This window comes from Pinisolibacter sp. (assembly GCF_036782435.1).
In the GTDB taxonomy this organism is placed as follows: Bacteria; Pseudomonadota; Alphaproteobacteria; order Rhizobiales; family Ancalomicrobiaceae; genus CALBKH01.
Genome location: NZ_DAIPZB010000006.1, coordinates 29,907 through 43,081 on the forward strand (window position 1 = coordinate 29,907; position 13,175 = coordinate 43,081).

Consider the following 13,175-nt stretch of genomic DNA (forward strand, 5'->3'; position numbering starts at 1 on the left):
GACTCGGTGCGCCTCAGGTGAGGCCGAGGGCCTCTTCGACGAGGGCGAGGGCCTGATCGAGGCTGGCCATGCGGACGGCGTCGCGGCCGAGATCGCCGAAGCGGCGCTCGACCGTGACGACGCCGTTCGGACGGCGGGCGAGACCGAAATGGACGAGGCCGACCGGCTTCGTCGCGGTTCCGCCGCCGGGCCCGGCGATGCCGGTGACCGAGACCGCGAGGTCGGCGCGGCTCCTGACGAGGGCGCCACGCGCCATCTCGCCGGCGACTTCCGCCGACACCGCGCCGTGACCGTCGATCGCGGCGGCGTCCACCCCGAGCATCTCGACCTTGGCCTCGTTGGAATAGGTGACGAAGCCGCGGTCCAGCACGTCCGAGGATCCCGGAACGGCGGTGACGACGCCCGAGAGGAGCCCGCCGGTGCACGACTCCGCCGTGGCGATCATCACGCGCCGGGCTTTGGCGCGCTCGACGATACGGGTGGCACGGTCCACGAAGGCGGCGAGTTCGAGCATGTTCTCATCCGATGCTGCGGCGCGGTCCCTCGAGCGGGAGGCGGACGGTCACCGTGGCGAATGCGGCGAGGCCTTCCCGACGTCCGACGAAGCCGAGCTTCTCATTGGTGGTCGCTTTGATCGCGACCCTATCGATCGATATTTCACAGATCTCCGCGACACGAGCACGCATCACTTCCCGGTGTGGGCCGACCTTCGGCGCCTCCGCGACGAGTGAAATGTCGACGTGGGCGAGCATGCCGCCACGTTCGTTCAATCGCCGCAGCGCGTCGCGGACGAAGACGGCGCTGTCGCAACCGCGCCACCTCATGTCGGACGGCGGGAAATGGGCGCCGATGTCACCGTCGCCGAGGGCGCCGAGAATCGCGTCGGTCAGGGCGTGGAGGGGAACGTCGGCGTCGGAATGTCCGGAAAGCTTCGCCTCGTGGGGGATCGTCACGCCGCACAGCGTCACCCGATCGCCCGGCTCGAAGGCATGGACGTCGTAGCCGGTGCCGACGCGGATGTCGGCGAGGGCGGCGAAGCGATCGATGGTCATGCGGGTCTCCGCCTCGACGAGGTCCTCGGCCGTGGTGATCTTGACGTTGCCACGCTCGCCCTCGACCAGGGTCACGCGCATACCCGCCCATTCGGCGACGGCGGAATCGTCGGTGAAGTCGTGCCGACCTTCGGCCGCGGCGCGCGCATGGGCCTCTCTCAAGGCGCCATAGTGGAAGCCCTGCGGCGTCTGTGCAGCCCACATGCCGTCACGCGACACCGTGGCGACGACGCGGTCGGTCGCATCCGCCTTCTTCAACGTGTCCACCAGCGGCACCGCGACGAGCACCGCATCGGCGGCGGCGAGCGCCGCGATGGCGCGATCGAGCACCGCGCCGGAGACGAAGGGGCGCGCGGCGTCGTGAACCAGGACCAGATCGGGGCCGGCATCCGCCAGCGCGTCGAGGCCGGCGCGCACCGAAGCCTGGCGGGTCGCCCCGCCGACGACCGGCGGCGCCAAGCGCGAATCGCCGGCGAGCGCGGCGGTGGCTTCGGCGTAGAGGCTCGCGTGATCGGGGTGGATCACGGTCACCACCCGGTCGATCCCGGGATGGTCGAGAAACGCCGCCAACGTGTGGGCGAGCACCGGCCGCCCGGCGACGACGCGGTATTGTTTCGGCAGGCCGTCCGCTCCCGCCGCTCGCGTTCCGGTGCCTCCGGCGACCACCACGGCCGCCACCGCGCCCTTCGTTCCCACGCCGCTCGTCCTCCGTTCGCCGATCCCGCGGTCGATCTCGGCCGGCGGTCTCTGCCGCCGAAATCGTCATCATCGACACATGGCGAGATACACCATATCTGCCACACCCACGAAAGGCCGATGGGAAAAGCGACGAGGCCGCTTGCCCTTGCGCAAAAATCTGCCAAATATGTAGCCACGTTCCGAGCTGCACATCGAATGAGCATAGATAACACGACGCCCCCCTCCCGCATCCCCTCCGATTTCGCCCGCGAGATCCGGCTGGGAGGAGCGACCTTCCGACGCCCGGTGGTCCTGGCGCCGATGTCCGGGATCACGGATCTGCCCTTCCGCCGCCTCACCCTGCGCTTCGGCTGCGATCTGGTGGTGACCGAGATGGTCGCCTCCGATGCGCTCGCCATCGGCGACGTCGACGCCACGGTGCGACTGGCGGGGGAGGGGGTGGCGACCCATGTCGTCCAGATCGCCGGGCGCGAGGCCGAACCGACCGCCCGCGCCGCCGCCCAGGCGGTCGACGCCGGTGCCGACGTCATCGACCTCAACATGGGCTGTCCGGCCAAGCGCGTCGTCCACGGCTGGTCGGGCGCGGCATTGATGAAGGATCTCGACCACGCCGTCGGGCTCATTCGGGCGGTCCGCGCCGCCGTCGCCGTGCCGGTCACGGTGAAGATGCGCCTCGGCTGGGACCGCGCTTCGATGAACGCCCCCGAGCTCGCTCGCCGGGCGGAGATCGAGGGCGTCGAGCTGATCACCGTCCACGGCCGCACCCGCGACCAGTTCTACGAAGGCTCCGCCGATTGGAGCGCGGTGCGTGCGGTCCGCTCCGCGACCACCTTGCCGCTCGTCGTCAACGGCGATATCGCCTCGCTCGCCGGCGCGGAAGAGGCACTGGCAGCGTCGGGCGCCGACGCGGCGATGATCGGCCGTGGGGCCTGCGGTCGGCCGTGGCTGCCGGGCCGGGTGTCGGCGGGGCTCGCGGGGCGACCGCTTCCCGAGGCGCCGACGGGCGAGGATCTCGCCGACCTCGTCGCCGAGCACTACGAGGCGATGCTCTCCCATCACGGCCGCGCCGTCGGCATCAAGGCGGCCCGCAAGCACCTCGACTGGTATCTCGAGGCGGCCGTCTCGGCGCCCGACCGGGTGGTGACCAAAGGCTCGCCCGCCGCTCATCCGCTGCGCGCCCGCCTGCTCACGTCGACCGACCCGGCCGAGGTGATCCGTCTCGTCCGGTCGATCTTCACATCCGATCTCGAAAGGAGGGCCGCATGACGTCGAACTCGGCCCGTTCGCTCTCGTCGGCCGCATCCCCGCCCGACCCTTCCGCCGCGACCATGCTCAACGCGCTGCCGCATCCGGTGATCACCGTCGCCGCCGACGGCACCATTCTCGGCGGCAACGATGCGGCCGAGCATTTCTTCCAGGCGTCGATCCCGTTCATGCGGCGCCACCAGCTCTCCTATTTCATCCCCTTCGGTTCGCCGCTGCTCGAGCTGATCGCCCAGGTGCGCGACCGCGGCGCGCCGGTGAGCGAATATCGGGTGGATCTCGAGAGCCCGCGCCTGCCCGGCGACAAGGTGGTGGACATCTACGCGGCGCCCCTGGTGGAGCGGCCCGACTGCGTCGTGGTGATGCTCCAGGAGCGCTCGATGGCCGACAAGATCGACCGTCAGCTCACCCATCGCGGGGCGGCGCGCACCGTCTCCGGCCTCGCCGCCATGCTCGCCCACGAGATCAAGAACCCGCTGTCGGGCATCCGTGGTGCAGCCCAGCTCCTCGAACAGTCGGCCTCCGACGACGACCGGGCGCTGACCCGCCTCATCACCGACGAGGCCGACCGCATCGTCAAACTGGTCGATCGGATGGAGGTGTTTTCCGACGAGCGGCCGGTGGAGCGCGCGCCGGTCAACATCCACACCGTCCTCGACCACGTGAAGCGCCTCGCCCAGTCGGGCTTCGGCCGCAACGTCCGCATCGTCGAGGAATACGATCCGTCGCTGCCGCCGGTCTTCGCCAACCGCGATCAGCTGGTGCAGGTGTTCCTCAATCTGGTGAAGAACGCCTGCGAGGCGATCGGCGACGCCACCGACGGCGAGGTCCATCTGACCACCGCCTACCGGCCGGGCGTCCGCCTGTCGGTGCCGGGATCGAAGGACAAGGTCACCCTGCCGCTCGAGTTCTGCGTCAAGGACAACGGTCCCGGCGTGCCGGGCGACCTGATCGAGCACCTCTTCGACCCGTTCGTCACCACCAAGACCAACGGCTCCGGCCTCGGGCTCGCGCTCGTCGCCAAGATCATCCGCGACCACGGCGGCGTGGTCGAATGCGAATCCCAACCCCGACGGACCGTCTTCCGCATCCTCATGCCGGCCTACGCCGGCAAAGAGGAGAAGGCGCGTTTCGGTTTCTGACATCGACGAGGACCTCGACTCATGCCGACCGGCAACATTCTCGTCGCGGACGACGATGCCGCCATCCGCACCGTGCTCAATCAGGCGCTGTCGCGCGCCGGCTACGAAGTGCGGCTCACCTCCAACGCCGCGACGCTGTGGCGTTGGGTGGCGCAAGGGGAGGGCGATCTGGTGATCACCGACGTGGTGATGCCGGACGAGAACGCCTTCGACCTGCTGCCGCGGATCAAGAAGCTCCGGCCCGATCTGCCGGTGATCGTGATGAGCGCGCAGAACACCTTCATGACGGCGATCCGGGCCTCCGAGCGCGGTGCCTACGAGTATCTGCCGAAGCCCTTCGACCTGAAGGAGCTGATCGCCATCGTCGGCCGGGCGCTCGCCGAGCCGAAGCAGAAGCGCGAGGCGCAACGTCCCGACCAGGACGGCGAGGCGATCCCGCTGGTCGGCCGGTCGCCGGCGATGCAGGACATCTACCGCGTCCTCGCCCGGCTGATGCAGACCGACCTGACGGTGATGATCACCGGCGAGAGCGGCACCGGCAAGGAACTTGTGGCCCGGGCGCTGCACGACTACGGCAAACGCCGGGCCGGGCCGTTCGTCGCCATCAACATGGCGGCGATCCCGCGCGATCTCATCGAATCCGAGCTCTTCGGCCACGAGAAGGGCGCCTTCACCGGCGCCGCGGCGCGCTCCGCCGGTCGTTTCGAACAGGCGGAGGGCGGCACCCTCTTCCTCGACGAGATCGGCGACATGCCGATGGACGCCCAGACGCGGCTGCTGCGCGTCCTCCAGCAGGGCGAATACACCACCGTCGGCGGCCGCACCCCGATCAAGACCGACGTGCGGATCATCGCCGCCACCAACAAGGACCTCAGGCAGCTGATCAATCAGGGCCTGTTCCGCGAGGACCTCTATTTCCGCCTCAACGTCGTGCCGATCCGGCTTCCGCCTCTGCGCGAGCGGTCCGAGGACATCGGCGATCTCGTCCGCCACTTCTTCACGCTCGCCGAGAAGGAGGGGCTGCCGGCCAAGCAGATCGAAGCGGCGGCGCTCGACCGTCTGCGCCGCTACCGTTGGCCGGGCAACATCCGCGAGCTCGAGAACCTGATCCGCCGTCTCGCCGCGCTCTATCCGCAGGACGTGATCACCGCCTCGGTGATCGAGACCGAACTGGCGCAGCCGGTGTTGGCGCCGGCGCCGGAGGAGAAGTCGAGCGAGGAGGGTCTCTCCGTCTCGGTGGAGAAGCACCTCGCCACCTATTTCGGCGGTTTCGGTGAGAACCTGCCGCCGCCGGGGCTCTATCACCGCATCCTGCGCGAGGTCGAGTATCCGTTGATCTCGGCGGCGCTGGCGGCGACCCGCGGCAACCAGATCAAGGCGGCCGAACTCCTCGGCGTCAATCGCAACACGCTTCGCAAGAAGATCCGCGATCTCGACGTCCAGGTGATCCGCTCGTCGCGGTGACCCTCGGCCGGGGCGCGGCGGGTGAGGGACCCGCGGGAGCCGGGTCCGCTGCCTCCCGTCGGTCTTCGCGGGCCGCACCGAACCCGCCTCTCCCCCGCGCGGGGCGAGAGTGTCCGCACCTCGGGAGGCCCACGCGATGACCGTCACCCTCTTTCTCACCGCGGTTTTCGCCGGCATCGTCTATGTGGTGACGCCGGGGCCGGCGACGCTCGCCGTGCTCGGCATCACCGCCACGCGGGGCCGGGCGCGCGGTCTCGCCTTCTTCCTCGGCCACGGCGTCGGCGATCTCACGTGGTCGGCGTTGGCGCTCGCCGCCCTTCTCGGCGCGAGCCGTCTGGGCCCCGAACTCTTCCGCGCTCTCGGCATCGCCTGTGGCGTCTATCTCGTCTGGCTCGGCGCCAGGGCGATGCTGGTGCGCCGCGACGACCGGGCGTCGACCGTCGGCGCCGAGGCGCCGATCCGCGACGGCATGATCTTCGGCCTCACCAATCCGAAGGCCTATCCCTTCTCTCTCGCCATGTACGGTGCGCTTTCGGTGGGGATCGGCACGAGCCTCGACCTCGCCGGCGCCTCGTTCCTCTTCCTCGCGACCACCCTGGGCATGGCGATCGGCGACCTCGTCACCGTCGGCTGGGCCGGTCTGCCGCCGGTCGGACGGCTGTTTCTGCGCTTCCGTGCGCCGATCTCGCGGGCGATCGGAGTTCTCTTCGTCGCTTTCGGAGTGAAGACCGTCTGGGACGCCGCGACGAGCACCCCGCACCGCTGAACCCGATCGAAACCGGAGCCGTTCCGCAGCCGCGGGACGGTTCTGCTGTTGTCGTCTCGCCACAGTGCCGCAAATCGGCAACAATTCGGGTCAAGATGGGCGCGAGCGATTCCATGGACGCCGCCGGCGGAGCCGGAGGGCGGGGGGTGGAAACGCGAGCCGCGAGGCGAGGGGACCGATCCTGGATTCGCAACCGATCCTGACCATTCCGAAGAATGCGATCGCCCCGGTCGGCGACACGACCCGGCGCATCCGCAAGATCGGTCTGGTCCTCACCGTCGTGGCGCTCATCACGGTCGCGGTCAGTTTCGCCGTGCTCACCGGCATGACCCGTATCGTGCCGACCGACGCCGTTCTCGGCGTCACGCTGACCGTCAATCTCGCACTTCTCGCCGGCCTGATCGGGCTCATCGCCTGGGAACTGATCACGCTCTGGCTCGCTTGGCGCGCCGGTCGCGCCGCGGCGCGGCTGCATCTCAGGGTGATCGGGGCCTTCTCGGCGGTCGCCGCGGCGCCGGCGCTGATCGTCGCGATCCTCGCCTCGGTCACCCTCGATCGCGGTCTCGACCGCTGGTTCGAGGACCGCACCCGCACCATCGTCAACGCCGCCGCCAATGTCGGCGAGGCCTATATCCGCGAACACGGGCGCGCCATCCGGGCCGAAGCGATCGGACTGGCCGCCGACGTCGATCGCTCCAAGGACCTCTACGAATTCGAGCCCGATCGCTTCGATCTCTTCATGCGCACCCAGGCGCAGCTGCGCGTCCTTCCCGCCGTCTTCCTGCTCAAGTCGGACGGCACGGTGATGACCCGCACGCTCCTCGATCCGGCGTGGACCGAGCTGCAGATGCCCCCCGAGGAGGCCTTCGTCGAGGCGGAAGCCGGCGAGCCGGTGGTCATCACGCCCGGCCGCACCAATCAGGTCGGCGTCATCGTCAAGCTCGAGGCGCTGGAGGGGATCTTCCTCTACGTCACCCGACCGCTCGAGGCGCAGGTGCTGGAGCCGCTGCGGCTCGCCAAGGGCGCGGCGGAGGAGTATCGCCAACTCGACAGCACCCGGTTCGGCGCTCAGCTCGCCTTCGGGCTGATCTTCGTCGGCGTGTCGCTGATCTTCCTTCTCGCCGCGATCTGGATCGGCATCGGCTTCGCCAACCGTCTGGTGTCGCCGATCCGCCGGCTGATCCTGGCCGCCGACCACGTGTCCAAGGGCCATCTGGCGGTGCAGGTGCCGGTCCGCCGCAAGGAGGGCGATCTCGCGCATCTGGCCGAGACCTTCAACACCATGACCAACGAGTTGCGCGCCCAGCGCGCCGAACTCCTCGCCGCCAAGGATCAGATCGATCGGCGGCGGCGCTTCACCGAGGCGGTGTTGGCGGGGGTGACGGCGGGCGTCGTCGGTGTCGACGGCTCGGGACGGATCACGCTCGCCAACCGCTCGGCGACGGCGCTGCTCGACGAGAGCGAGAGCGAGATGGTCGGCCGTATGGTGTTCGAGGTCGCGCCCGAACTCGGCGCCATCCTGGAAGCGGCGCTCGTCGACGAGACGGGCAAGCCGCACCAGACCCAGATCACCCTGAAGCGCGCCGGGCGGGAGCACACGGTGACCGTCCGGCTCACCTCGGAGACGTCGGACCCGAGCGGCCACGGCTTCGTCGTCACCCTCGACGACGTCACCGATCTGGTCACCGCTCAACGCTCCTCCGCCTGGGCCGACGTCGCCCGGCGCATCGCCCACGAGATCAAGAACCCGCTCACGCCGATCCAGCTCTCGGCCGAGCGGCTGAAGCGCCGCTACGGCAAGAAGGTCGAGGACGACCGGCAGGTGTTCGACCAGTGCATCGACACCATCGTGCGTCAGGTCGGCGACATCGAGCGGATGGTCAACGAGTTCTCCTCCTTCGCCCGCATGCCCAAGCCGCAGATCGCCCGCGCCGACGTCGTCGACGCGGTTCGCGAGGCGGTGTTCCTGCAATCGGTGGCGAAGCCGGAGATCGATTTCCGCACCCACCTGCCGGACCGGCCGATCTTCGGCCGCTTCGACCATCGCCTGCTGCTCCAGGCTTTCACCAACATCGTCAAGAACGCCAGCGAGGCGGTCGAGGCGGTGCCGGTGGAGGTGCGCGGCGACGAGAAGGGCGCCATCGACGTGGCGATCACCGAGGATGGCGGCGTCATCACCGTCGCGGTGGTCGACAACGGCATCGGCCTGCCCTCGGCCAACCGCCATCGTCTGCTCGAGCCCTATGTGACCACCCGCGAGAAGGGCACCGGTCTCGGCCTCGCCATCGTCCGCAAGATCCTCGAGGATCACGGCGGACGGATCGAGCTGCTCGATGCCCCGGCGGTCGCCCATGGCGGCCGCGGCGCCATGGTGCGCATGACCCTGCCGGTGGCGGGCGTCGAGGAACCCGCCGAACCGGCGACGTCGCCCGAAACGGCCACGACCGCCGCGAAGGAGGCCGCCGGAGCGGGCGGCTCCGCCATCCCCCCACTCGAACCGAGCGAAGCGTGACATCATGGCGTCCGACATTCTCATCGTCGACGACGAGAGCGACATCCGCGAGCTGGTCTCCGGGATTCTCGAAGACGAAGGGCACGGCACCCGTACCGCCGCCAACAGCGACGAGTGCCTCGCCGCCATCGAGAAGCGACGGCCGTCGCTGGTGTTCCTCGACATCTGGATGCAGGCGAGCCGCCTCGACGGTCTCGCACTCCTCGATGTCATCAAGGGCCAACACCCCGATCTGCCGGTGGTGATCATCTCCGGCCACGGCAACGTCGAGACCGCCGTCTCGGCGATCAAGCGCGGCGCCTACGACTACATCGAGAAGCCGTTCAAGGCGGATCGGCTGGTGCTGGTGGCGGAGCGCGCCCTCGAGGCGTCGAAGCTCAGGCGCGAGGTCAAGGAACTGCGCGAGAAGTCGAGCGATTCCTCCGAACTTCTCGGCTCGTCCCCGGTGGTCAATCAGTTGCGCCAACAGATCGATCGGGTGGCGCCGACCAACAGCCGCATCCTCATCACCGGCCCCTCCGGTTCCGGCAAGGAACTGGCGGCGCGGATGATCCACCAGACCTCGCATCGTGCCCAGGGGCCGTTCGTCGTCCTCAACGCCGCGGCGATCACGCCGGAGCGCATGGAGGTCGAGCTCTTCGGCGTCGAGGAGGAGGGCGGTTCGTCGCGCAAGATCGGCGCCATGGAGCAGGCGCACGGCGGCACGCTCTACCTCGACGAGGTCGCCGACATGCCGCGCGAAACCCAGTCGAAGATCCTGCGGGTGCTGGTCGAACAGAGCTTCAATCGCGTCGGTGGCTCGACCCGGGTCCAGGTCGACGTGCGGTTGATCTCGTCGACGGCGCGCGACCTGCCGCGCGAAATCCAGGACGGACGCTTCCGCGAGGACCTCTTCCATCGCCTCGCCGTCGTGCCGATCCGCGTGCCGGCGCTGGCCGAGCGGCGCGACGACATCCCGCTGCTGGTCGAGCGTTTCATGGATCAGATCTCGCGCACCGCCGGCCTGCCGATCCGCAGCATCGGCGACGATGCGATGGCGGTGCTGCAGGCGCACGACTGGCCGGGCAACATCCGCCAACTGCGCAACAACGTCGAACGGCTGATGATCCTGACCCGCGGCGACCCGGAGGCGGTGATCACCGCCGACCTGCTGCCCTCGGAGATCGGCGCCATGTTGCCGGCGCTGCCGACCACCACCGGAGGCGAACACCTGATGAGCCTGCCGCTGCGCGACGCCCGCGAGATCTTCGAGCGGGAATATCTCGTCGCCCAGATCAACCGCTTCGGCGGCAACATCTCGCGCACCGCCGAATTCGTCGGCATGGAACGCTCGGCGCTCCACCGTAAACTCAAGTCCCTCGGCGTCGGCTGACCGCTTTCACCGCCCGAACCACGAAGGAATCCGATCATGAGCCGCATCGCCTATGTGAACGGCCGCTATCTGCCCCACGCCGCTGCGGCCGTGCACGTCGAAGATCGCGGTTTCCAGTTCGCCGACGCCGTCTACGAGGTCTGCGAGATCCGGGACGGCAAGATCGTCGATCCGACCCTGCATTTCGAACGGTTGGAGCGATCCCTGCGCGAGTTGCGCATCGCGGTGCCGACGAGCCGCGCCGCGATGCTGGTGGTGATGCGACGCATCGCCCGCCTCAACCGCGTCCGCGACGGTTCGATCTACATCCAGGTGTCGCGCGGCCAGGCCCACCGAGACCACGTCTTCCCCTCGCCGGACGTGCCGCCGACGGTGGTGATGACCGCCAAATCGGTCGCCCGCGCCAAGGGTGAGGCGTTGGCCGAGCGGGGCATCGGGGTCATCACCGTCCCCGACAACCGGTGGGAACGGGTCGACATCAAGAGCGTGTCGCTCTTGCCCAACTGCCTCGCCAAGCAGGCGGCCAAGGAGGCCGGGGCGCGCGAGGCGTGGTTCGTCGACGGCGACGGTTTCGTCACCGAGGGCGGATCGACCAACGCGTGGATCGTCACCGCCGACGGTGTCCTCGTCACACGACCGGCCGAACACGGCATCCTGCGCGGCATCACCCGGACCATCACGCTGAAGGTCGCGGCCGATCTCGGGCTCAGGGTCGAGGAGCGAGCCTTCACGGTGGAGGAGGCGAAGCGCGCCCGCGAGGCCTTCGTCACCGCGGCCACCACCCTGGTGATGCCTGTCGTCACCATCGACGAGGCGACCATCGGCAACGGGATGCCGGGCTCGACCGCGCTGGCGCTGCGCCGGGCGTTCCACGATCGGACGGAGATGGTCGACATCTGATATGTCGCTCAGCTGTGGCCGAGATCACACGATCACCGGCGAAATGCACGAGATGCGCGATCTCGCGCCGTCGTGATGATGCGCTGCGCAAAGATCAGCCATCATTACGACTTCATGGGGATTGCCGCGCTTTCGGGAGATCCTATCATTTCCTCCAGAGCGTCGAGGTTTTCGTTCACCCCGAAAATCGACCCACCAGAAGACGCGGTGGGTACCTCGTAAAGAAAAGCATATCGATAAAAAGGTCATAAAACATGGCGGACCGCGCTCCCAATCTCCAGGACACGTTCCTCAACTACGTTCGTAAGAACAAGACTCCCGTCACCATCTTTCTGATCAACGGGGTCAAGTTGCAGGGCGTCGTGACCTGGTTCGACAACTTCTGTGTGTTGCTGCGCCGTGATGGACACTCGCAGCTCGTCTACAAGCATGCGATCTCCACGGTGATGCCCGGCGGGCCGGTGCAGCTGTTCGAACCGGCCGAGGACGCATGACGAGGGGCGACATGCCCTCGAACGACATCGACGACGACGAAGCCGGTCAGGAGCGGCGGAACGAGCGAGCCCGCAAGGGCGTCGCCCGCGACGCCGCGCCGACGCGGACCCTCGTCGTCGTGCCGTGGCGCACCGAGCGCCCGGCGCGCGGGGAGGGGGGCGAGATCGCGCCTCGCTCGCTCGACGCCCGCGTCGAGGAGGCCGTCGGCCTCGCCCGCGCCATCGAACTCGACGTGGTGGCTTCGCCCGCGGTGCGCATCGCCGAGCCGAAGCCGGCGACCCTGCTCGGCCAGGGCAAGGTCGACGAGTTGAAGAAGGCGATCGAGGACGAGAAGATCGAACTCGTCGTCGTCGATCATCCGCTTTCGCCGATCCAACAGCGCAATCTGGAGAAGACCTGGGGGGCCAAGGTGCTCGATCGCACCGGCCTGATCCTCGAGATCTTCGGCGAACGCGCCCATACCAAGGAAGGGCGGCTCCAGGTCGAGCTCGCCCATCTCACCTATCAGAAGAGCCGTCTCGTCCGCTCCTGGACCCACCTCGAGCGCCAGCGCGGCGGCTTCGGCTTCCTCGGCGGCCCCGGTGAGACCCAGATCGAGGCCGACCGCCGGCAGATCCAGGAACGCATCGCCCGGCTCGAGCGCGACCTCGAATCGGTCGCCCGCACCCGGGCGCTGCATCGCAAGAACCGCAAGAAGGTGCCGCATCCGATCGTCGCCCTGGTCGGCTACACCAACGCCGGCAAGTCGACGCTGTTCAACCGGCTGACGGAGGCGGACGTCTTCGCCAAGGACCTCTTGTTCGCGACGCTCGACCCGACGCTTCGAAAAGTGCGACTACCGCACGGCGGCGACGTCATCCTCTCCGACACCGTCGGCTTCGTCTCCGACCTGCCGACGACGTTGGTCGCCGCGTTCCGTGCCACGCTCGAGGAGGTGATCGAGGCCGATCTGATCCTCCACGTGCGCGACATCGCCCACGAGGACACAGGTCCGCAGGCGAGGGACGTCGAGAACGTGCTCTCCCAGCTCGGCGTCGATCCCAAGGATCGCGACCGGGTGATCGAGGTGTGGAACAAGATCGACAAGCTCGCTCCCGAGCACCGCGCCGACCTCCTCGCCGAAGGGGCGCGTCCGGCGCTCGACGAGCCGACGGCGATCCCCTGTTCGGCGATGACCGGCGACGGCGTCGCCGCACTCCTCGACCTGATCGAGGATCGCCTCAACCGCGACCGCGCCGTCTTCCGCGTCGAGGTGCCGGTGGAGGAGGGCGAACTCGTCGCCTGGCTCCATCGCAACACCGAGGTGGTCGAACGCAGGGACGGCGAGGAGACGGTTTCGCTGCGCCTGCGCGTGCCCGAGAAGGCGCTGGACCATTTCCGCGCGCGGGCGGGGCGGTTCATCCGCGAGGTGCGGGGCAGGGTGGTGGAGCGCGCTTCGGCCGAGGAGCCGCGCGAAGCGAGCGGACCGTACGATCCGCTGGGCTGAACCGATCGGCGACTCCCCGACCTC

General features: G+C 68.7%; 11 protein-coding genes. 9 read left to right on the top strand and 2 right to left on the bottom strand.

The window, feature by feature from the left end; genetic code table 11:
- Positions 1-13: 13 nt before the first annotated feature.
- On the bottom strand, positions 14-514 hold the full coding sequence (locus tag V7Q42_RS03820; protein ID WP_333822569.1) for a CinA family protein: 501 nt from the start codon (positions 512-514) through the stop codon (positions 14-16).
- A 4-nt stretch (positions 515-518) separates the two neighbouring features.
- A complete protein-coding gene (locus tag V7Q42_RS03825) occupies positions 519-1,748 on the bottom strand; it encodes a bifunctional 2-C-methyl-D-erythritol 4-phosphate cytidylyltransferase/2-C-methyl-D-erythritol 2,4-cyclodiphosphate synthase (RefSeq protein WP_333822570.1) in 1,230 nt (409 codons plus the stop codon).
- Positions 1,749-1,946: 198 nt separating this feature from the next.
- On the opposite strand from V7Q42_RS03825, the gene V7Q42_RS03830 reads away from it, so the two are divergent.
- The 9 genes from V7Q42_RS03830 to hflX all read left to right on the top strand — a co-directional run bounded on the left by V7Q42_RS03830 (position 1,947) and on the right by hflX (position 13,151).
- On the top strand, positions 1,947-3,017 hold the full coding sequence (locus V7Q42_RS03830) for a tRNA dihydrouridine synthase (RefSeq protein WP_442958160.1): 1,071 nt from the start codon (positions 1,947-1,949) through the stop codon (positions 3,015-3,017).
- Between the two features lie 62 nt (positions 3,018-3,079).
- Complete coding sequence (locus V7Q42_RS03835; protein WP_333822649.1) at positions 3,080-4,156, top strand: two-component system sensor histidine kinase NtrB; 1,077 nt, start codon at positions 3,080-3,082, stop codon at positions 4,154-4,156.
- Between the two features lie 21 nt (positions 4,157-4,177).
- Positions 4,178-5,620, top strand: a complete 1,443-nt coding sequence (ntrC, locus tag V7Q42_RS03840) for a nitrogen regulation protein NR(I) (RefSeq protein ID WP_333822572.1) — start codon at positions 4,178-4,180, stop codon at positions 5,618-5,620.
- A 136-nt stretch (positions 5,621-5,756) separates the two neighbouring features.
- The gene (locus V7Q42_RS03845; protein WP_333822573.1) at positions 5,757-6,386 is read left to right on the top strand and encodes a LysE family translocator; all 630 of its coding nucleotides are present in this window, start codon (positions 5,757-5,759) and stop codon (positions 6,384-6,386) included.
- Positions 6,387-6,666: 280 nt separating this feature from the next.
- Positions 6,667-8,898: a sensor histidine kinase NtrY-like gene (locus tag V7Q42_RS03850; protein ID WP_333822574.1), complete on the top strand. Its 2,232-nt coding sequence runs from the start codon at positions 6,667-6,669 to the stop codon at positions 8,896-8,898.
- 4 nt (positions 8,899-8,902) lie between these two features.
- Positions 8,903-10,270: a nitrogen assimilation response regulator NtrX gene (gene ntrX / locus V7Q42_RS03855; RefSeq protein WP_333822575.1), complete on the top strand. Its 1,368-nt coding sequence runs from the start codon at positions 8,903-8,905 to the stop codon at positions 10,268-10,270.
- Positions 10,271-10,306: 36 nt separating this feature from the next.
- Complete coding sequence (locus V7Q42_RS03860) at positions 10,307-11,170, top strand: D-amino-acid transaminase (protein ID WP_333822576.1); 864 nt, start codon at positions 10,307-10,309, stop codon at positions 11,168-11,170.
- Positions 11,171-11,424: 254 nt separating this feature from the next.
- On the top strand, positions 11,425-11,664 hold the full coding sequence (gene hfq / locus V7Q42_RS03865) for an RNA chaperone Hfq (RefSeq protein ID WP_333822577.1): 240 nt from the start codon (positions 11,425-11,427) through the stop codon (positions 11,662-11,664).
- A gap of 11 nt (positions 11,665-11,675) precedes the next feature.
- Positions 11,676-13,151, top strand: a complete 1,476-nt coding sequence (gene hflX / locus V7Q42_RS03870) for a GTPase HflX (protein ID WP_333822578.1) — start codon at positions 11,676-11,678, stop codon at positions 13,149-13,151.
- Positions 13,152-13,175 lie beyond the last annotated feature (24 nt).